Origin of the sequence: Bacillus sp. FSL K6-0069, from assembly GCF_038007785.1 — a bacterium.
GTDB lineage: Bacteria > Bacillota > Bacilli > Bacillales > Bacillaceae_G > Bacillus_A > Bacillus_A mobilis.
Map to the genome: position 1 here is coordinate 250,001 of NZ_JBBOXN010000001.1, position 19,550 is coordinate 269,550.

Sequence of the window (19,550 nt, forward strand, 5' to 3'; positions counted from 1 at the left end):
GCGAAATTCCTTGTCGGGTAAGTTCCGACCCGCACGAAAGGTGTAACGATTTGGGCACTGTCTCAACCAGAGACTCGGTGAAATTATAGTACCTGTGAAGATGCAGGTTACCCGCGACAGGACGGAAAGACCCCGTGGAGCTTTACTGTAGCCTGATATTGAATTTTGGTACATTTTGTACAGGATAGGCGGGAGCCATTGAAACCGGAGCGCTAGCTTCGGTGGAGGCGCTGGTGGGATACCGCCCTGAATGTATTGAAATTCTAACCTACGGGTCTTATCGACCCGGGAGACAGTGTCAGGTGGGCAGTTTGACTGGGGCGGTCGCCTCCTAAAGTGTAACGGAGGCGCCCAAAGGTTCCCTCAGAATGGTTGGAAATCATTCGTAGAGTGCAAAGGCATAAGGGAGCTTGACTGCGAGACCTACAAGTCGAGCAGGGACGAAAGTCGGGCTTAGTGATCCGGTGGTTCCGCATGGAAGGGCCATCGCTCAACGGATAAAAGCTACCCCGGGGATAACAGGCTTATCTCCCCCAAGAGTCCACATCGACGGGGAGGTTTGGCACCTCGATGTCGGCTCATCGCATCCTGGGGCTGTAGTCGGTCCCAAGGGTTGGGCTGTTCGCCCATTAAAGCGGTACGCGAGCTGGGTTCAGAACGTCGTGAGACAGTTCGGTCCCTATCCGTCGTGGGCGTAGGAAATTTGAGAGGAGCTGTCCTTAGTACGAGAGGACCGGGATGGACGCACCGCTGGTGTACCAGTTGTTCTGCCAAGGGCATAGCTGGGTAGCTATGTGCGGAAGGGATAAGTGCTGAAAGCATCTAAGCATGAAGCCCCCCTCAAGATGAGATTTCCCATAGCGTAAGCTAGTAAGATCCCTGAAAGATGATCAGGTTGATAGGTTCGAGGTGGAAGCATGGTGACATGTGGAGCTGACGAATACTAATAGATCGAGGACTTAACCATATAATATGAAGCAAATGTTATCTAGTTTTGAAGGAATATACCTTCAATAGTCTGGTAATGATGGCAGAGAGGTCACACCCGTTCCCATACCGAACACGGAAGTTAAGCTCTCTAGCGCCGATGGTAGTTGGGACCTTGTCCCTGTGAGAGTAGGACGTTGCCAGGCTATTTATATCATCGCGGGGTGGAGCAGCACGGTAGCTCGTCGGGCTCATAACCCGAAGGTCGCAGGTTCAAATCCTGTCCCCGCAACCAAATGGTCCCGTGGTGTAGTGGTTAACATGCCTGCCTGTCACGCAGGAGATCGCCGGTTCGACCCCGGTCGGGACCGCCATTTTATATAAAGAAAAGAACGAAACATGTTGTTTCGTATTTTTTTATTTGTTTTAACAAAAAACTAATAAAGACAGTCAAACTATCCTTAGGAAAACTCCTAAGGACTTTTTTATATATTCAAAACCTGTATAATAAAGAGCAGAGAACATTGTGAGTAAAGTAGGTGAAGTCTGTGAGTAAATATGAAATAACAACAAAATCCTCTGAGGAAACACAAAGATTATCAGAAAAACTAGGTGGACTTGTCGGGGCACAAGATGTAATTATTTTAGAAGGAGATCTAGGGGCTGGTAAGACAACTTTTACAAAAGGACTAGCAAAAGGTCTTGGAGTGAAAAGAGTTGTAAATAGTCCTACCTTTAATATTATTAAAGAATATAAAGGGAGATTGCCGCTATATCATATGGACGTGTATCGCTTAGCAGAAAGTGAAGAGGACTTAGGTTTTGATGAGTATTTCTACGGTGAAGGAATTACCGTAGTAGAATGGGCTCATTTAATAGAAGCATTTTTACCAAATGAGAAGTTACAAATTAGTTTATTCCATGCTGGAGATGATACAAGGAAAATTGTACTCGAGCCAATTGGAGATCGATATATTAGATTATGTGAGGAGCTATTACAAGATGAAAGTACTAGCAATTGATACTTCAAATTACGTAATGGGTGTATCCCTTATTGAGGAAGAAAACGTAATTGGGGAAATCATTACAAACTTAACAAAAAACCATTCTGTACGTCTTATGCCAGCTGTAGAACAACTGTTAAAAGAATGCGGTGTAAAACCGAAAGAATTAACTAAAATCGTTGTAGCTGCTGGACCTGGATCATATACAGGTGTTCGCATAGGTGTGACAGCTGCAAAAACATTAGCTTGGTCACTTCAAATACCGATTGTAGGTGTATCAAGTTTAGAGGTAGTAGCTGCAAACGGAGCTAATTTTGATGGATTAATCTGTCCTTTATTCGATGGAAGACGTGGACAAATTTATACTGGGTTATATACATATGAAGGAGAGAATGTCACTTCTATAGAAGAAGACCGAATCATCCTTATTGTAGACTGGTTGCAAATGTTAAAAGATAAAGGCAAGCAGGTTTTATTTATTGGTAACGATGTTAAACTGCACAAAGAAACAATAATAGAACATTTAGGCAATCAAGCTGTATTTGCTCCTTTCACTAAAAATAACCCAAGACCAAGTGAGTTAGCGTTCTTAGGATTGCAAAAAGAAGAACAAGATGTGCATTCATTTGTTCCTAGTTACCTTCGTTTAGCTGAGGCCGAAACAAAGTGGTTAGAAAGTCAAAACAAGTAGGGGTTTGCAGAAGATGGATATGATATTTAGAAAGATGGAACTCGATGATATCGCTCAAATTGTAGCTATTGAAGAAGCGTCTTTTTCAACTCCTTGGACTGCAGATGCCTTTCACCGTGAGTTAACGACGAATGAACATGCACATTATGTTGTGCTAGAAAAAGATGGTCGTGTAATTGGGTATTGTGGATTGTGGATAATTATTGATGAATCACATATAACAAATATAGCTATTTTGCCAGAATACAGAGGTCAAAAGCTAGGAGATGCTTTATTGAAAGAAGTTATTTCCGAAGCGAAAGATTTAGGGGTAAAAACGATGACACTTGAAGTACGTGTATCAAATGAAGTAGCAAAACAGTTATACAGAAAATACGGATTTCAAAATGGTGGAATTCGTAAACGATACTATGCAGACAATCAGGAAGATGGTCTCGTAATGTGGGTGAATATATAATGGAAAAAAATACGATTATACTTGGTATTGAAACAAGTTGTGATGAAACAGCAGTAGCAGTTGTTAAAAATGGAACGGAAATTATTGCAAACGTAGTTGCATCACAAATTGAAAGTCATAAACGTTTTGGCGGAGTTGTACCAGAGATTGCATCCCGTCATCATGTAGAAGAAATTACAGTTGTGTTAGAAGAAGCTTTAAAAGAAGCAAATATCACATTTGATGATATTGATGCAATTGCTGTAACAGAAGGACCTGGTTTAGTAGGGGCGCTTTTAATAGGGGTAAATGCAGCGAAAGCAGTAGCTTTTGCACATGATATTCCTCTAGTTGGTGTTCATCATATCGCTGGTCATATTTATGCGAATCGTTTAGTAAAAGAAGTTCAATTCCCACTACTATCACTTGTTGTATCTGGTGGGCATACGGAGCTTGTTTATATGAAAGAGCATGGTTCATTCGAAGTGATTGGTGAAACGAGGGATGATGCAGCTGGAGAGGCATATGATAAAGTAGCTCGTACGTTATCTATGCCATATCCAGGTGGTCCTCATATTGATCGCCTTGCACATGAAGGAGAACCAACAATTGATTTGCCTCGTGCATGGCTAGAACCTGATTCGTATGATTTCAGCTTTAGTGGATTGAAATCAGCAGTTATCAACACTGTGCATAACGCAAAACAACGCGGGATAGAAATTGCACCGGAAGATTTAGCAGCAAGTTTCCAAGCGAGTGTAATAGATGTGCTTGTAACGAAAGCATCCCGTGCAGCAGAAGCGTATAACGTAAAGCAACTGCTTCTAGCTGGTGGAGTAGCTGCTAATAAAGGACTTCGTGCACGTTTAGAAGAAGAATTTGCACAAAAAGAAAATATTGAGCTAATTATCCCTCCATTATCTTTATGCACAGATAATGCGGCAATGATTGCGGCGGCAGGTACAATTGCATATGAACAAGGAAAACGTGCTACATTAGCTTTAAATGCAAATCCAGGATTAGATATTGAAGCATAGTTATACACAAAATTAACCACAGCTTGTGGATAAAACCCATATTATCTGTTGATAATGTGGGTTTTATTGTGTATATAAAATGTTGATAACTTTTTTATTAATTGTGGATAATGTGGAAAAGTTATTTTGGAGTTTATTTTACAAAGGTGGATATGTGTATAAACTTGTGGATAAATCAGATGAAGTCTGACCTTTACGTGTATTCTTTTTCGGGAAATAAATAACGAGAAGATATCTCTAAAAAACATTTTGAAATACGCTCTTATGATAGGGGTTATTAACAATGTCAAACTTTGTCGGTAAATCGATATGTCGTGTCGAATTGTTTATACAATATGACGTTCATCCTAACTAGAAGACAAAAAGGATGTCGCATAGTCAAAAATCCCGACTTATGAGACACCCTTCTTATTCATACTCTTATAAATGTAATTCTTCCCATTCTGCCATACATGCATCAAGTTGTTCTTGCAGTGTTTGCTTTTTCGTTGTAATTTCACTAGCTTTTTCATAATCTGCATATATTTCTGGTAAGCAAAGTTGATCTTCTAACGTAGCAATTTCTTCTTCAAATTCTACAATGTTTTGTTCTAGCTCCTCAATTTTTCGAGTGCGTTGACGTTCTAATTGTTTACGCTCTTTTTCTTCGAGATAATTTAATTTTTCTTGGGCTACAGTTTTTTGAACAGGTGCTTGGCTTTCTTGCTGTTCTTGTTGTTCAAATGCTGCGCGTTCAATCATCTCATTTTTCTTTTCAACGTAGTAATCGTAGTCACCTAAATATTCTTGTGCACCTTCTGTTGATAACTCAACAACAGTCGTTGTTACACGATTAATAAAGTAGCGGTCATGTGAGACAAATAGAAGGGTACCTGGATAATCAATTAAAGCATTCTCCAAAATCTCTTTACTATTTAAATCAAGATGATTCGTAGGCTCATCAAGAATTAATAAATTCGATTTTTGCATCATAAGTTTTGCAAGAGCTAATCGAGCTTTTTGTCCACCACTAAGAGAAGATACTGGTTTTAGTACATCATCCCCGGTGAATAAGAAGTTACCTAATATCGTGCGAATTTCTTTTTCAGGCTGCAAGGGATATTCATCCCATAACTCATTTAAAACCCGCTTAGAAGATGTTAAGTTTGCTTGTTCTTGATCATAATAACCAACAGATACATTGGATCCGAAAGAAACTTCACCATGTAATAGTGGTAACTTATTCACAAGTGATTTTAATAATGTGGATTTCCCGATTCCGTTTGGACCAACTAAAGCAACGCTATCCCCGCGAGTTAAGCGCATCGTTACATGTTCAATAATCGGATCCTCATCATAGCCGATAGTTGCATCCTTTACTTGTAAAACATCATTTCCACTTTGTTTTTCGATATCGAAGTGGAAGGAAGCTGACTTAGAATCACCTAATGGTCTTGTTAATAATTCCATTCGATCTAATTGTTTACGACGGCTTTGAGCACGTTTTGTCGTAGATGCACGCGCTATATTTTTTTGAACAAAGTCCTCAAGCTTAGCGATTTCATCTTGTTGTTTTTCATAACGTTTCATTTCTTGCTCGTATAGCGCTGATTTTAAGTCTAAATATTTACTGTAGTTACCAACAAATCGTCTGCTTTCTTTATTCGAAATTTCATATACTTGTGTAACGAGTTTATCTAAGAAATAACGGTCATGGGAAACGATTAGTATTGCGCCAGGATAGCCTTGTAAATATTGTTCAAGCCATGTTAACGTTTCGATGTCTAAATGGTTTGTAGGCTCGTCCAAAATAAGTAGGTCTGGTTTCGTTAATAATAATTTACCGAGAGCTAATCGTGTCTTTTGTCCACCGCTTAATGTAGAAATCGTCGTCTGGTGCGTTTCAACTGGGAAGCCAAGACCACTTAAAATCGAGCGGATATCTGCTTCATACTGATAGCCACCTTGATCTTTATAATCTAATTGTAATTGGTCATAATCAGCTAATAATCTTTCGTATGTAGCCTCATTTGAAAAGTTTTCTTCTTTTCCCATCTCTTGCTCTAGCCTTCGAAGTTTTGTCTCCATTTGCTGCAAGTGTGTAAAGACGGTTAACATTTCATCCCAAATTGTTAAAGACGTTTCTAAACCGGTATTTTGAGCTAAGTATCCGATTGAGACATCTTTCGGTTTTATAATTTCGCCACCATCATGAGACAGCTCACCAGCTATTATTTTTAATAACGTAGATTTTCCGGCTCCATTTCGTCCGACTAATGCGATACGATCTTTCGTTTGAACTTCCAATTTTATGTTTGCAAGAATCGTTTCTGCACCGTATAATTTCGAAAGCGCGTTTACTTGTAATAAAATCAATGTTTTCACCTCAAATAATTTCTTAACTTTGCCATGTTTATATTTCTCAATCATACTAAAAATAGTGTATAGTTTAAAATAAAGAGAGAATTCTTCTTCTCTTTATTATACAGGGAAATTCATGAGTGCTAAACTTCTGTATTAGATTCAAGTATATGAATAAAGATAGGAAGAGAGGAGAGGTTATATGGATCAGCAAAAAATTCCACAGGCCACTGCCAAACGATTGCCTCTATACTATCGATTTATCCAAAACTTATCTCTTTCTGGTAAGCAACGTGTTTCATCAGCAGAATTGAGCGAGGCGGTAAAGGTTGATTCCGCAACGATTCGAAGAGATTTCTCATATTTTGGAGCGTTAGGGAAAAAAGGTTATGGATATAACGTAAATTATCTATTATCATTTTTCCGTGAAACACTCGACCAAGATGATATAACACGTGTAGCACTTATTGGAGTAGGTAATTTAGGGACCGCTTTCTTACATTATAATTTCACGAAAAACAATAATACAAAAATTGAAATGGCGTTTGACGTTAGTGAAGAGAAAGTCGGAACAGAAATCGGGGGCATTCCTGTATATCATTTAGATGAATTAGAAGAACGTTTATCAACTGATATACAAGTGGCAATATTAACAGTACCCGCTACAGTAGCACAATCTGTAGCAGATAGATTGGCAGAAACGAACGTGCATGGTATTTTAAATTTTACACCAGCGCGCTTAAATGTGTCAGACAATATAAGAATTCATCATATTGATTTAGCAGTAGAGTTACAAACACTTGTTTACTTTTTGAAGAATTATCCACAATAAAACGCAGAGGAAGCGACCTCTGCGTTTTATTATTGTTTTTTCTTTGTGAATTTAACTAAGATGAGGCGAAGTGCCAAATTAAAATCAATTGTTGCCATAACTGCAAATAGTATTGTCCACATATTCCAGATTGTATCTGTTACGTTCGTAATGGCGAAGCGTGTAAAGATACATCCTAGAAGGAAGTACAATGCAGCCATGAACAATGGTGAGTTTCTCATACTAAAAATCCTCCGATAAAGCCTTGCATTTTTTCAGCTTCTTTAATCATTTCTTGAATTTGTTCATTGCTCATTAAAACTTGAGCAACTGCAACTAATGTATTCATAGCAACATGAGCTGCGATAGGGACGATAATACGCTTCGTTTTTACATATAAAAAGGCGAACACGAGCCCCATAGAAGTGTATACCAATAAGTGAGTGAAATCAAAATGAATTGCTGCGAATACGAGAGAACTAATGATAGCAGCAATAAAGAAGTTAAACTTCTTATAAAGTGTACCAAATAAAATCTTTCTAAATACGATTTCTTCCAAGATAGGTCCTATTATAGAGATGACGATAAGGAACCAAGGTGTCGTTCTAGCGATATCCATAAGTCTCGCTGTATTTTCTGATCCAGGTTTAATTCCTAATAAACGCATTTCTATCATACCGGCAATACTTTGCGAGAAAAATGCTAAGAAGAATCCGATAAAAATCCAACCAATCGTAGCTGGAATAGTAGAGCGCTTTGTATCTAAACGTCTGTCGCGAATATCTGTTCTAAGTAACCAAAGTACGATACATAATGCAATAAAGAAGCTAATGATTGCCCAGTGTCCAGTTATGAGCTGGAATTTCTCTTCTCTAGTAAAGCCCTTGTTATCATAAAGTCCAGTTTTTAGGAGAAGTGGTAATCCAGCAATGGATGATAACTGCATTAAAATGTATGTAACGATAACCCACCAATATTGTTTTTTCAAATGGTTTAACCATCCTTTCTAACTCTAGTGTATGAGATAAGGTAGGATAACATGTAAATATGCTACCTACGATATAAACCGCGCGTAAATTATGTTTTTTTTGTAAATCCGTATTTGAAATTATAATAGAAGACAGGAGAAAGTTGTGTGTATAGCGAAAACAACTTAGGGTGTCCTTTCATATTGTAACATACGAGTAGTGGAAACAACGATTCATATAGTAAAGGTAGAAGAAGAGAGACTCTATATAGAAAAGTGTATAGCTTAATTTGCGAAAAAATTATGATTTTTTTACTTGCAAAAGAAATTGAGATTATTTATTATTATAAGTGTGTTAGCACTCGGGTGACTTGAGTGCTAATAAAGAAAATTTACATAACAAAATGAGGAGGTTGTTGTTCATGCTAAAACCATTAGGTGATCGCGTTGTAATTGAGCTTGTTCAAGCAGAAGAAAAAACAGCAAGTGGTATTGTATTACCAGACACTGCAAAAGAAAAACCACAAGAGGGTAAAGTTATTGCAGTAGGTACTGGTCGAGTGCTTGAAAATGGTGAGCGTGTTGCTTTAGAGGTAGCAGCAGGTGATCTTATCATCTTCTCAAAATATGCAGGTACTGAAGTAAAATACGAAGGTACTGACTACTTGATTTTACGTGAAAGTGACATTTTAGCAGTTATCGGTTAATTATATAAATCTTAAAAAATCCAAGGGGGTCAATTATTATGGCAAAAGATATTAAATTTAGTGAAGAAGCACGTCGTTCGATGCTTCGCGGTGTCGACACTCTTGCAAACGCAGTAAAAGTAACGCTTGGACCAAAAGGTCGTAACGTTGTACTTGAGAAAAAATTTGGTTCACCACTTATTACAAATGATGGTGTAACAATCGCAAAAGAAATCGAATTAGAAGATGCATTCGAAAATATGGGTGCAAAATTAGTAGCAGAAGTTGCTAGCAAAACAAATGATGTAGCTGGTGACGGAACAACAACTGCAACTGTATTAGCGCAAGCTATGATTCGTGAAGGTCTTAAAAACGTAACAGCTGGTGCGAACCCAATGGGTCTTCGTAAAGGTATCGAAAAAGCTGTTACTGCTGCAATTGCAGAATTAAAAGAGATTTCTAAACCAATCGAAGGTAAATCTTCTATCGCACAAGTAGCTGCTATTTCTGCAGCTGACGAAGAAGTAGGTCAATTAATCGCTGAAGCAATGGAGCGCGTTGGTAACGACGGTGTTATTACTTTAGAAGAGTCTAAAGGATTCACAACAGAATTAGACGTAGTAGAAGGTATGCAATTTGATCGTGGATATGCATCTCCTTACATGATTACTGATTCTGACAAAATGGAAGCAGTTCTTGATAACCCATACATCTTAATTACTGACAAAAAGATTTCTAACATCCAAGAAATCTTACCAGTATTAGAGCAAGTGGTACAACAAGGTAAACCACTTCTTATCATCGCTGAAGACGTAGAAGGCGAAGCTTTAGCTACATTAGTAGTGAACAAACTTCGTGGTACATTCAATGTAGTAGCTGTTAAAGCTCCTGGATTTGGTGACCGTCGTAAAGCAATGCTAGAAGATATCGCAATCTTAACTGGTGGCGAAGTAATCACTGAAGAATTAGGTCGTGACTTAAAATCTGCTACAGTTGAATCTTTAGGACGCGCAGGTAAAATCGTTGTAACGAAAGAAAACACAACTGTAGTTGAAGGTATCGGAAATACACAACAAATCGAAGCTCGCATCGGTCAAATCCGTGCGCAATTAGAAGAAACAACTTCTGAATTCGATCGTGAAAAATTACAAGAGCGTCTTGCAAAACTTGCAGGTGGCGTAGCAGTAATTAAAGTAGGTGCAGCAACTGAAACTGAGTTAAAAGAGCGCAAACTTCGCATTGAAGATGCACTTAACTCAACTCGTGCAGCAGTAGAAGAAGGTATCGTTGCAGGTGGTGGTACTTCACTTATGAACGTATACACGAAAGTAGCTTCTATCGTAGCTGAAGGCGACGAAGCAACAGGTATCAACATCGTACTTCGCGCATTAGAAGAGCCAGTTCGTCAAATCGCAATCAACGCTGGTCTAGAAGGATCTGTAGTTGTAGAGCGTCTAAAAGGCGAAAAAGTAGGCGTTGGTTTCAACGCAGCTACTGGCGAGTGGGTTAACATGCTTGAAACTGGTATCGTAGATCCAGCTAAAGTAACTCGCTCTGCACTTCAAAACGCAGCATCTGTTGCAGCTATGTTCTTAACAACTGAAGCTGTAGTAGCTGACAAACCAGAACCAAATGCACCAGCAATGCCTGACATGGGCGGCATGGGCATGGGCGGTATGGGCGGAATGATGTAATCTGCCCCCAAAACCCTTGATACACAAGGCTTTTGAATAAGGGATAAGAGCAATGCTAACATTTTGCTAACATTTCTCGCCTGATTAGAGGCTTCTCATTAATTGCGCAAATTTATGAGAAGCCTCTTTTTTCATTTCTTTCGTTACATGCAGATAAACGTTTTTCGTTGTTTCATCATCACAATGGCCTAATCGATCCATAATCTCTTCTAAGCCTACTCTCGCTTCTGCGAGTAACGATGTATGCGTATGACGTAAAGAGTGAGGAGTAAGCTCTGTATTTAATCCCGCTAACTTCAGTAATCGAGCCATTCGATTTTCGACAGTCTTAATGAAGATGGGGTAGCCGGGCTGTCTGTCATGCTTAGCGAAAATGAATCCTTCATCAAGATAAGCTTCACCTAAACGTTCTTTTATTCTCTTTTGTAATTCCATATGCTCTTTAAGTGTTGCAATAACATCTTCATCTACAATGATGGTTCGCTTAGATCTTCTAGTCTTAGGTGGCACTAGTTGATATTCCAGCGTATTATTAGTCGGATTATAGTACGTTTTCGTAATGCTAATGGTATGCTCTTCGAAGTCAATGTCTTTCCACTTAAGCGCCACTAACTCACCAACGCGCATTCCTGTGTAGGAAAGGGTAAGGAAGATTAAGTAATCTAAATTTAATCCTTTTTGGGCGGATGTTTGCAATAGTAATGCTAGCTCTTCCTTTTCCATATATTTAGGGATTTCTTGTTCTTCTAATTCCTCAATGGTTTTTCTATCTTTCTTCAGATAAGCGAACTCTGTTGGGTCGTTTTTAATGATTCGCCTTTCAATGGCCTTCTTGAAAATCATTCGACCAGTACGATGAACACCATCTAATGTGTTATCGGCATATCCTTTCGCTTTCAAATCATTTAAAGCATCTTGATATCGTTTCGTTGTGATATCTTTTAGCTTCAGAAGAGAGAAGTAAGGCAATAATTTATTGATTTCGTGCTGTCTAATACGAATGGTACCCGGTTTTACGTTATTCTTCTCGCTATATATAAGAAGCCATTCGCTTGCAAAGTCTTTGAATACAACGTTCTGTTCTTGTACAAACATACCCTGATTAATTTCATATATAAACTCTGTAGCGGCTGATTCAGCTTCCTGTTTTGTTCGAAACCCTCCTTTCGTCTTTTGTTTTCTTTTACCGGTAACAGGGTCTCTGCCAATATCAATTACGAAGCTCCAAGTTGAACCGCAAGTGCATCGTTTCTTTTTACATGTGCAGCCTCTTCGATGGAAGTGTCCTTTCATTTTCGTAAACCTCTTTTCTTTGATGTAATGTTACTGTGATTATTTATTATCTCCACTGCGTATGTAGCAGATACGTTTACTATGCGAGGAGAAATTCCTATTCTACATTGCTTGAGCTTTTTTCTGCTTTTGATTGTTGATCCACATAGCTAAATCGGCTTTCTCTACCCGTTTAGAAGCACCAATATCAAAGTTAGGGATGCCACCGTGTTCTACATGTAGCTTGAATAATTCATATACCGTTTTTCTTGAGATTCCAAGAAATTGCGCGATATGAGACGCTGTTAACGCGTCGGGTAATGACTCCCAAGTTGTATATTGCTTTGTTTTATTCATAAATAAACCCCTCCAAAATTGCTTTTGTGTATAATTTTCGGTTCTTTGTCTATACTTGTAATAGTTTTCGGTATACTATCCATATTGGTATACCATTACAGATAAACTACCGAACATATTCGTTGAAAATCCCTTGATAACAAGGGATTCGTAACAACGGTATTTTCTTTATTAATGGGATAGGGATTGTCGCTCGATACTTTATCTAGTAACAGTGCTCATTCATTCGGTACTTTCTCCAGTTGAAAGAAAATGGAGGCTTTCAAGTACGTTATTATGAAAAACAACCTGCGCGGGTTGATTCATCGATACACGTACTTCACTTACAAAGTACAGAATGATGAGCCGTTTCTCAGATGTGCTTAGCGTATCCTCTAATAAATGGGTGAAACGATTGAAGAAGAGACCGGATTGAATACTGTCGTATAAATCAGCTATTGTCATTTGGCTATTCTTATAAGAGTGAAGTTGAGCTAATAATTGATTCATGCGATGTGAAATGAGAAGTTCAAATTCGCGATCACCTTGTTCTTTAGCAATACAACCCTTTGATGCTAATAAATCAAGCTCTTTTTCGGTATTGGTTATATTTACCTCTAACGTGATTTCTAGGGAAGCGAGATAATCTACAGTAGCTGTACGTTGTATTTCATCTCTAGTAAAGTTTGCGACATGTTCTAGTGTTTTTGATAAGGCGTGTTGATGTACATCTTCGAGATCTAATTTATAGTGACACTGTTTGCACACATAGTACTGATATACATACTTTTCATTGTTACGTTTTGTTGAGCCATTATGTGTGACTAACTTTTCGTTACAATGATTGCAAGTTAGTTTGTTTAAGAAGAGGAAAGGTGTCTCGAGACGACCATATTCCTTCTGTAGTTTGACGTTAGTGCGAATGAAATGCAGTAACAAACGATCAACTAATGGTTCATTGAAATGATCGAATTCGTATACTTTTCTACTAGGACCTTTTCGTATATTCCAGACGAGTGTACCTGTATATATTGGGTTCTTCAAAATAGTTTCAAGGGTACTTGTCCGCCATCCTTTATCTTTAGGAGACGGGATACATGCTTCGTTCAGCACGGAAGCAATCTTACCGAGTGACATGCCCCAACTATGCAGGAAGAAGATAAACGTAACAATATCTGCTTTGTCATTAGGGATAAGCTGGCCGTTCTGTTGGTCGTAACCGTATGGTACTTTTGCGCCAGGACGTTTTTTTTTGCTTTCTTCTAATTCCTTTTTCAAAAGACCTAATGCTCGTTCAGACTTTATTTCCGATTCTTGTCTAAATAAGATAAATGTTATTTTTACTAAGTCATCATCTGGATTAAATGGTGTGTTTGAGTTTGCGGTATATACTTCTACATTGGGAAAGTGATCTACAAGAGGTTGGTAGAAGTCTAATACAAACGTATATCCTGTTCGGTCCATTCGTGATTCTTCGCTAAAAATAACGCGTGGAATATCGGATTCAATCATTTTCTTCTTTAATGCCATTAACACCTTCCGCTGATTAGCACGCTTTGAGAATGCACTCGTCGCATCCTCAACGAAGATAAATTCGTCTGGTACGACAAATCCATTCCTTCGTGCACAACTTTGAATTTGTGACTTTTGAAATTCTAGGCTATTGTTGTCTTCTTGTTTACGACATGAACGTCGAATATATCCATAAGCTATATTCACCCCGCTTCGCCCCCTTCGTAAATGAACTCTGTTTCCATGTTTCGTACATAGTCCATCTTAGAGGTTTCTATATCAATAAAATCAGGGTACACAATGATGTTACGGATAAGAAGGGTACATAGCGTTTTGAAGCTGGAATAACATTGTTCTTTTAAATAGTACGTAACGAGTTCAACAATTTGTGTGTTCTCTCCCATTGATTTCTTCATTTCATCTAGCTTGTTCAATAAGAATTGTTTTTCATCTAATAGTAGTTGATACTGCTGGTATTTAGGGTGTTCTTTCCACGTCGCGCAATATTCCTCTGTTTCAAATAAAAACGAGTCCACTAATTTTTCTCTTTGTCGATCTATCTGCTGCATATCAGAAAGGATTTGACGTTTCAGCGTGTTCAAAAAGCGAATCGAGTCCATTGTCAAAGCGCTTGTATTTAGCTTTTCAAGAATCGTCTCTAAAACTTTTCGAGTGATGTTCTTTAAATCATGCATGGAAACGACAATCTTTCGATGTTTATTTGTGCAACTAAAGAAACTAGTTCTTTCTACTTTTTCAACATGATAATTCATCGGTTTTAGACAATGACCACAAATCGGTTTAAAGAACTCATCGTCTAACAAAGCTGAGATACTATCTGTATATGCTTGAAACAATGGTCCTTGGTTTAGCTGAATACGGTTGAATTCTTCTAGTGAAAGATAGGCGTCTACATAAGGAAGATTAATTGTGTCTTTACTTAAATCATAGCCCGCATAAAATGGATCACTCGCAATTTTTATTAGACGTTCATCGGAACATTTTAATTCTTTACTGTACTTTTTAAGTAACAGTGCTAACTCGTCTACTGATGTTAATTTCGCGATATCTGTGAAGAAAGAAGTAAGTAGCGGTGCTTTCTCTTCATTCTTTTGATACTTCTTAGCCACTTTATCTTTTATATATCCAAGTTTTTGAGGAGGATATCGTTTCTGAATTTCTCGGCTACGGCGTGCGATACTTTTTCCTTCTGCATCACCTTGCATATAAAGAAATGCTTCTAAACAGAAGATATTTGTAGCCTCGATATGGCCATTGCTCGATGATGTAAAGACGATTTTTACATTGTGCTTCTTACATAAGTCATTAAATGAAACCCCTTCGTAAAAGTTTCGAAATAGTCGTGATCGATCAAATACATATAAGCATTCTACTTGATCTCCTTCGATAAGAGTGATGAGTTCTTGCATTAATGGTCGCTGGGATATAGATAACTTATTTGCAGAAGTCGCAACCTCGTCAATTATCATAATTTCACCATCAAGTAACTTCTCTCGATAAGATAAATCTGCTTTTTCTTGTAACGTTAAATCTTGTTTTTCCGTACTTACACGTCGGAAAAATACGTGTTTCTTCATATTTTATCGTTCCTTTCTGTGGTGTGGTACTTCGTACAGAATCTTTGCCTTTAACTTCTCTGGAAGCTCTAACTGTTCAATGATTAATCGCCCTATTAAATGGCGAATCCATTGATTAGTTACTGGATTTGATTCAGATGAAGCGCGTAACTTAACTCGTTTGTTCATAGTTTCACCTCCGTCCTATCATCATTGACGGGAGGGGGTGAATTTTATACTTTCGCTATTTTCTCTAGTTCAGGAAATTCAAGGTGTAACTGAGCTGCTGATAGTGGTTCATCACGTTTGATGAATACACGAATGCACGCTTTCTTGCTACCTGGTATGGGAAGCGGATATGCGATTGATTTATTCATTTCGTAGACTCCCTTTCCTTCTGGTATTCTCCGTACTTCTTGAAAAGGAAAGATGATAGCAATCCAGCTTCTACAGTTTGTTGAATGTTCTTCATGTTCAAAGCTGTTTGCTTCATGATGCTAATCCTCGATTTTGTAGATGTTTGATAGAAGTTGCTGTATTGTTACGGATTTTCACTGAAGGTGTACTTGTCTTTCTTTTCATGTTTTATGTTCCTCCTACTAGTATGTTGATTGCGATAATTCATCAATCGGTAGAAGGAATATAAGCATTTCAGAAATTTTGTCAAGATGAATAATGATTTTTGTTTCGTATTAAGTGATAGAGAAAAACTAAAATGGAGAATAGGAGCGAAGTGACAAATAGATACATACTTTAGGCAAGTGCGGGTTTCCGAATATGGAATATACCCACCCCAGTCTCTAGAAACATAAAGAATCTAGGACTGAGGTGGTGGTATTTTCTTTTTGATACAACTTTAGTGTAAAGCTGGGATCTTGATGATGCTGCTGTTTTATACCTGAATTTCTTCAACTTGTCATTTGCTTAACTCAAAGCATACGTAGTTTCGCCCGCGTATATCGTGACAAGCACCATTGGCCGTAGCCAATCGAAACGTTCCACCGAACTGTTACTGCAAGAAGTTGCTCCCACTCCTCTAAGGCTCACAATCCAGTCTGAAAACAGCAGTAAAGACCTTGCCTAATGATTGCTACGTTGATTTTCTGCGTCGGCTCAACTCACCAGACCTCTTCTTTTGCGTGACTTAAGGGCAATCCCACGATTATTTTGTTTCTAGTTTCATTCATGTCAGAACTAGCAATGACAGCGTTTTGACAGAGGGAGCAGCTCCGACCATATAGGGTTTTATTAATGTATCTGTAGTAAAACCTTTAGAGAGTGGAATGACAAGCTTTAACTAGAAGTATTTTTTGCACATGTTAATGTTTAATATTACAGACAAGTTGATGGATAATATTATGCGATTACATCATTTGGATTATGATAGAATAAGGAAGAAGATCTAAAGTCTTATTACTTGAAAATAAGGAATTATGAAGGCAGGTATAATAATGAGTCAATTAACATTGCAAGAATTAGAATCCCATTTATGGAAATCAGCGGATATTTTACGCGGCTCTGTAGATTCTAGTGATTACAAAAACTATATATTTGGATTGTTATTTTTAAAGCGTCTGAGTGATGTATTTGAAGAACATAAATTAGAATTAGTGCAAGAACATGGTGAAGAAATAGGACGACTGTTAGCAGATGATCCCGATCAATACCAATTCTATGTACCGGAAGCTGCGCGTTGGGAAGAAATCCGTAAGCATGCTGCTGATATTGGTTCAGCAATCAATGTAGCGTTTGAAGCATTGGAAAACGAAAACGTTACACTTGAAGGCGTTTTGACACCGATTGATTTCAACCGTAAAGAAGTGTTGTCAGACAGTGTGTTACAACGCCTACTGCAACATTTCTCTCTATTAGATTTGCGTAATGCAAACCTTTCTGAGCCTGATATGCTTGGACGTGCCTATGAGTATTTAATTAAAATGTTCGCCGATGATGCAGGGAAAAAAGGTGGAGAATTCTACACGCCATCTAAAGTGGTTGAATTAATCGTAAACTTAATCAAACCTCAAGAAGGTATGCGTGTTTATGACCCTACCTGTGGGTCCGGTGGTATGTTAATTCAATCTGTTGATTATGTAAAAGAACATGAAGGTAATCCACAATCACTATCTTTATTTGGCCAGGAGAAGAACTTAGGTACATGGGCGATTGCGAAAATGAACTTACTATTGCACAATCTACCAGACCACCGCATTGAAAAGGGCGATACCATTCGTGAGCCTAAGCTTGTGGAAGACGGTGAAATCATGTTATTTGACCGAGTGATTGCGAATCCACCATTTTCTTTAAAAGAGTGGGGACGTGAAGAAGCGGAGCATGATTCATACGGTCGTTTCCAGTATGGTATTCCACCGAAGAATGCAGGAGACTATGCGTTCATCCAACATATGATTGCATCTTTAAAAGCAGATGGAATGGCTGGAGTCGTTATGCCTCATGGTGTTCTATTCCGGGGTGGCGCTGAAGGGAAAATCCGTCAAGGTTTATTAGAGTCGGATTTATTAGAAGCGGTTGTTGGGTTGCCTTCTAACCTATTCTATGGAACAGGTATCCCGGCTTGTATGTTGATATTCAATCGAAATAAAGTAGAAGAACGAAAAGAAAAAGTGTTCTTCATTGCAGCGGAAGACGAATATCAAGAAGGCAAGAATCAAAATACACTTCGAGATGAAGACCTTGCAAAGTTGGTTGATTCATTTGATTCATATAAAGATGTAGAGAAATATGCTCGTGTGGTTTCGTTAGAAGAAATTAGAAGTAATGATTATAATTTAAACATCACACGTTACATTGATAAATCTGAAGAAGAAGAAGAAGTAAACCTAGAAGAGGTTATTAAAGGTATTACTGGTTTAGAAAATAATCGTTCAGAGACAAAAGCAAAGTTAAATGGATACCTACGTGAGTTAGGATTAGGTGAAATGTGATGATAGTAAGTAGCAGAGAGGTACGTGAAGGATATAAGATGACGGAACTTGGAGAAATTCCGAGCGAGTGGCAAGTGCTGAATTCTGAAGAGATTGTTGTTCCTGAAAAAAGTGCAATTAAAATTGGTCCTTTTGGGAGTCAGTTGAAAAAAGAATCATTAACAACTGAAGGCTATAAAGTATATGGCCAAGAAAATGTTTTTGTTAATGACTTCACTCTCGGAAACAGATTTATAAATGAAAATAAGTACTGTCAATTAAAATCATGTGAGCTCCTTCCAAATGATTTTGTCATAACAATGATGGGGACAATAGGTAAATGTGCAATTGTGCCAAAAGATGCAGAGCCAGGTATAATGGATTCTCATTTATTAAGATTACGCTTAGACGAGAAAGTCTATAAAAATGATTTACTATTACATGTAATTAAATCTGATTTAGTACAACAACAGATAAAGAAACTTTCTGTTGGGGGTATTATGGCTGGCTTAAGTTCTAAAGTTATCCGTCAGCTTAAATTTCCAGTTCCGGGTTTAAAAGAACAACAAAAAATCGCCGAAATCTTTTCAACAGTCGATGAGCAAATCGAGAATACAGAACAGCTGATTGAAAAAACGAAAGAGCTGAAAAAAGGCTTAATGCAGCAATTGCTTACAAAAGGTATTGGGCATACAGAATTTAAGCAGACGGAGCTTGGAGAGATACCTACTGAGTGGGAAGTAGGTAAAATAAGTGAAATTAGCAGTTTTTGTTCTAATGGCTTTGTAGGAACTGCTACCCCTTTTTACACTGAAGAAACTGATGGGATTTTGTATTTGCAAAGTAATAATATCCGTAAAAATAAATTTGATTTTAATAAAACTGTATATGTAAATTCAGATTTCACAGCAAAATATACTAGGGCTCAAGTTAAAACAAATGATTTATTAACTGTTCAATCAGGCCATATTGGTTCAACAGCAGTTGTTACAACAAATTATAACGGAGTTTATTGCCATGCGTTAATTATTACTCGACCAATTGAAGACAGAATAGATTCTAATTTTCTTGCCTATTATTTAAATTCATCAGTAGGTTTAAAACGACTTTCAAATATTTTTGTAGGTTCAACAATTAAACATATTAATGTTAAGGATTTTATCAAGTTTGTTGTTCCGTTACCAAGTTTAGATGAACAACAAAAAATAGCATCTATCCTTTCATCCGTAGACGAACAGATCGAGAGCTACGAACAAGAAAAAGAAAAGTATCTAGTATTGAAAAAAGGCTTAATGCAACAGCTTCTGACAGGAAAGATTCGAGTGACGGTGTAAGC

18 protein-coding genes, 2 tRNA genes and 2 rRNA genes (1 of these 22 cut by a window edge) are annotated in these 19,550 nt (G+C 37.9%); 13 read left to right on the forward strand and 9 right to left on the reverse strand.

Features of this window, described 5'->3' with window-relative positions:
* From MHB74_RS01440 to tsaD, 8 genes are all read left to right on the forward strand, one after another.
* Positions 1-967, forward strand: a 23S ribosomal RNA gene (locus MHB74_RS01440) (it extends 1,955 nt beyond the left edge of the window).
* 50 nt (positions 968-1,017) lie between these two features.
* Positions 1,018-1,133, forward strand: a 5S ribosomal RNA gene (rrf, locus tag MHB74_RS01445).
* Between the two features lie 12 nt (positions 1,134-1,145).
* Positions 1,146-1,222: transfer RNA gene (locus MHB74_RS01450), tRNA-Met, on the forward strand.
* A gap of 3 nt (positions 1,223-1,225) precedes the next feature.
* Positions 1,226-1,301 (forward strand) — tRNA-Asp (locus tag MHB74_RS01455).
* 174 nt (positions 1,302-1,475) lie between these two features.
* On the forward strand, positions 1,476-1,949 hold the full coding sequence (gene tsaE / locus MHB74_RS01460) for a tRNA (adenosine(37)-N6)-threonylcarbamoyltransferase complex ATPase subunit type 1 TsaE (protein WP_061679603.1): 474 nt from the start codon (positions 1,476-1,478) through the stop codon (positions 1,947-1,949).
* On the forward strand, positions 1,930-2,622 hold the full coding sequence (gene tsaB / locus MHB74_RS01465; RefSeq protein ID WP_061679604.1) for a tRNA (adenosine(37)-N6)-threonylcarbamoyltransferase complex dimerization subunit type 1 TsaB: 693 nt from the start codon (positions 1,930-1,932) through the stop codon (positions 2,620-2,622). The genes tsaE and tsaB overlap by 20 nt, the downstream gene beginning before the upstream one ends.
* Before the next feature lie 13 nt (positions 2,623-2,635).
* A complete protein-coding gene (rimI, locus tag MHB74_RS01470) occupies positions 2,636-3,079 on the forward strand; it encodes a ribosomal protein S18-alanine N-acetyltransferase (RefSeq protein WP_000367199.1) in 444 nt (147 codons plus the stop codon).
* Positions 3,079-4,095 (forward strand): tRNA (adenosine(37)-N6)-threonylcarbamoyltransferase complex transferase subunit TsaD, encoded by a 1,017-nt coding sequence (tsaD, locus tag MHB74_RS01475; RefSeq protein ID WP_061679605.1) that lies wholly within the window; start codon positions 3,079-3,081, stop codon positions 4,093-4,095. The genes rimI and tsaD overlap by 1 nt, the downstream gene beginning before the upstream one ends.
* Before the next feature lie 420 nt (positions 4,096-4,515).
* Here tsaD and MHB74_RS01480 read toward each other — a convergent pair whose 3' ends face one another.
* Positions 4,516-6,450, reverse strand: a complete 1,935-nt coding sequence (locus tag MHB74_RS01480) for an ABC-F family ATP-binding cassette domain-containing protein (protein WP_218926458.1) — start codon at positions 6,448-6,450, stop codon at positions 4,516-4,518.
* Positions 6,451-6,637: 187 nt separating this feature from the next.
* On the opposite strand from MHB74_RS01480, the gene MHB74_RS01485 reads away from it, so the two are divergent.
* Complete coding sequence (locus MHB74_RS01485; RefSeq protein WP_000372703.1) at positions 6,638-7,267, forward strand: redox-sensing transcriptional repressor Rex; 630 nt, start codon at positions 6,638-6,640, stop codon at positions 7,265-7,267.
* 29 nt (positions 7,268-7,296) lie between these two features.
* On the opposite strand, the gene MHB74_RS01490 is transcribed toward MHB74_RS01485, so the two are convergent.
* Both MHB74_RS01490 and MHB74_RS01495 read right to left on the reverse strand, forming a co-directional pair.
* Positions 7,297-7,488 (reverse strand): YdiK family protein, encoded by a 192-nt coding sequence (locus tag MHB74_RS01490; RefSeq protein WP_001246201.1) that lies wholly within the window; start codon positions 7,486-7,488, stop codon positions 7,297-7,299.
* Positions 7,485-8,234: a CPBP family intramembrane glutamic endopeptidase gene (locus MHB74_RS01495; protein WP_061679607.1), complete on the reverse strand. Its 750-nt coding sequence runs from the start codon at positions 8,232-8,234 to the stop codon at positions 7,485-7,487. The genes MHB74_RS01490 and MHB74_RS01495 overlap by 4 nt, the downstream gene beginning before the upstream one ends.
* A gap of 401 nt (positions 8,235-8,635) precedes the next feature.
* Between MHB74_RS01495 and groES the strand changes: the two genes are divergently transcribed.
* Together groES and groL are read left to right on the forward strand one after the other, a co-directional pair.
* Positions 8,636-8,920: a co-chaperone GroES gene (gene groES, locus MHB74_RS01500; protein WP_000917306.1), complete on the forward strand. Its 285-nt coding sequence runs from the start codon at positions 8,636-8,638 to the stop codon at positions 8,918-8,920.
* Between the two features lie 38 nt (positions 8,921-8,958).
* Positions 8,959-10,593 (forward strand): chaperonin GroEL, encoded by a 1,635-nt coding sequence (gene groL / locus MHB74_RS01505; protein ID WP_061679608.1) that lies wholly within the window; start codon positions 8,959-8,961, stop codon positions 10,591-10,593.
* An 84-nt stretch (positions 10,594-10,677) separates the two neighbouring features.
* Here the strand turns inward: groL and MHB74_RS01510 are convergent, their stop codons facing one another.
* The 6 genes from MHB74_RS01510 to MHB74_RS01535 form a co-directional block, all read right to left on the reverse strand.
* The gene (locus MHB74_RS01510) at positions 10,678-11,886 is read right to left on the reverse strand and encodes a site-specific integrase (RefSeq protein ID WP_061679609.1); all 1,209 of its coding nucleotides are present in this window, start codon (positions 11,884-11,886) and stop codon (positions 10,678-10,680) included.
* 102 nt (positions 11,887-11,988) lie between these two features.
* On the reverse strand, positions 11,989-12,222 hold the full coding sequence (locus MHB74_RS01515; RefSeq protein WP_061679610.1) for a helix-turn-helix domain-containing protein: 234 nt from the start codon (positions 12,220-12,222) through the stop codon (positions 11,989-11,991).
* Positions 12,223-12,444: 222 nt separating this feature from the next.
* Positions 12,445-13,920 carry a recombinase family protein gene (locus MHB74_RS01520; RefSeq protein WP_061679611.1) on the reverse strand — a complete coding sequence of 492 codons (1,476 nt, stop codon included), beginning with the start codon at positions 13,918-13,920 and terminating at the stop codon, positions 12,445-12,447.
* On the reverse strand, positions 13,917-15,311 hold the full coding sequence (locus MHB74_RS01525) for a recombinase family protein (RefSeq protein ID WP_061679612.1): 1,395 nt from the start codon (positions 15,309-15,311) through the stop codon (positions 13,917-13,919). Before MHB74_RS01525 ends, MHB74_RS01520 begins: the two co-directional genes overlap by 4 nt.
* A 3-nt stretch (positions 15,312-15,314) precedes the next feature.
* A complete protein-coding gene (locus MHB74_RS01530) occupies positions 15,315-15,479 on the reverse strand; it encodes a hypothetical protein (protein WP_270401855.1) in 165 nt (54 codons plus the stop codon).
* Between the two features lie 44 nt (positions 15,480-15,523).
* Positions 15,524-15,667: a hypothetical protein gene (locus tag MHB74_RS01535; protein ID WP_270401858.1), complete on the reverse strand. Its 144-nt coding sequence runs from the start codon at positions 15,665-15,667 to the stop codon at positions 15,524-15,526.
* A gap of 1,074 nt (positions 15,668-16,741) precedes the next feature.
* Between MHB74_RS01535 and MHB74_RS01540 the strand changes: the two genes are divergently transcribed.
* Both MHB74_RS01540 and MHB74_RS01545 read left to right on the forward strand, forming a co-directional pair.
* Positions 16,742-18,235 carry a type I restriction-modification system subunit M gene (locus MHB74_RS01540; protein ID WP_061679613.1) on the forward strand — a complete coding sequence of 498 codons (1,494 nt, stop codon included), beginning with the start codon at positions 16,742-16,744 and terminating at the stop codon, positions 18,233-18,235.
* Positions 18,235-19,548, forward strand: coding sequence for a restriction endonuclease subunit S (locus tag MHB74_RS01545; protein WP_061679614.1), 1,314 nt, complete (start codon positions 18,235-18,237; stop codon positions 19,546-19,548). The genes MHB74_RS01540 and MHB74_RS01545 overlap by 1 nt, the downstream gene beginning before the upstream one ends.
* Positions 19,549-19,550 lie beyond the last annotated feature (2 nt).

Excerpts from the sequence above, each read along its gene's own strand:
- MHB74_RS01490 (WP_001246201.1), bottom strand. The coding sequence starts at position 7,488 with ATGAGAAACTCACCATTGTTCATGGCTGCATTGTACTTCCTTCTAGGA.
- MHB74_RS01525 (WP_061679612.1), bottom strand. The coding sequence starts at position 15,311 with ATGAAGAAACACGTATTTTTCCGACGTGTAAGTACGGAAAAACAAGAT.
- tsaD (WP_061679605.1), top strand. The coding sequence starts at position 3,079 with ATGGAAAAAAATACGATTATACTTGGTATTGAAACAAGTTGTGATGAA.
- MHB74_RS01545 (WP_061679614.1), top strand. The coding sequence starts at position 18,235 with ATGATAGTAAGTAGCAGAGAGGTACGTGAAGGATATAAGATGACGGAA.
- groL (WP_061679608.1), top strand. The coding sequence starts at position 8,959 with ATGGCAAAAGATATTAAATTTAGTGAAGAAGCACGTCGTTCGATGCTT.
- MHB74_RS01515 (WP_061679610.1), bottom strand. The coding sequence starts at position 12,222 with ATGAATAAAACAAAGCAATATACAACTTGGGAGTCATTACCCGACGCG.
- rimI (WP_000367199.1), top strand. The coding sequence starts at position 2,636 with ATGGATATGATATTTAGAAAGATGGAACTCGATGATATCGCTCAAATT.
- MHB74_RS01540 (WP_061679613.1), top strand. The coding sequence starts at position 16,742 with ATGAGTCAATTAACATTGCAAGAATTAGAATCCCATTTATGGAAATCA.
- groES (WP_000917306.1), top strand. The coding sequence starts at position 8,636 with ATGCTAAAACCATTAGGTGATCGCGTTGTAATTGAGCTTGTTCAAGCA.
- MHB74_RS01530 (WP_270401855.1), bottom strand. The coding sequence starts at position 15,479 with ATGAACAAACGAGTTAAGTTACGCGCTTCATCTGAATCAAATCCAGTA.
- MHB74_RS01510 (WP_061679609.1), bottom strand. The coding sequence starts at position 11,886 with ATGAAAGGACACTTCCATCGAAGAGGCTGCACATGTAAAAAGAAACGA.
- MHB74_RS01485 (WP_000372703.1), top strand. The coding sequence starts at position 6,638 with ATGGATCAGCAAAAAATTCCACAGGCCACTGCCAAACGATTGCCTCTA.
- tsaB (WP_061679604.1), top strand. The coding sequence starts at position 1,930 with ATGAAAGTACTAGCAATTGATACTTCAAATTACGTAATGGGTGTATCC.
- MHB74_RS01535 (WP_270401858.1), bottom strand. The coding sequence starts at position 15,667 with ATGAATAAATCAATCGCATATCCGCTTCCCATACCAGGTAGCAAGAAA.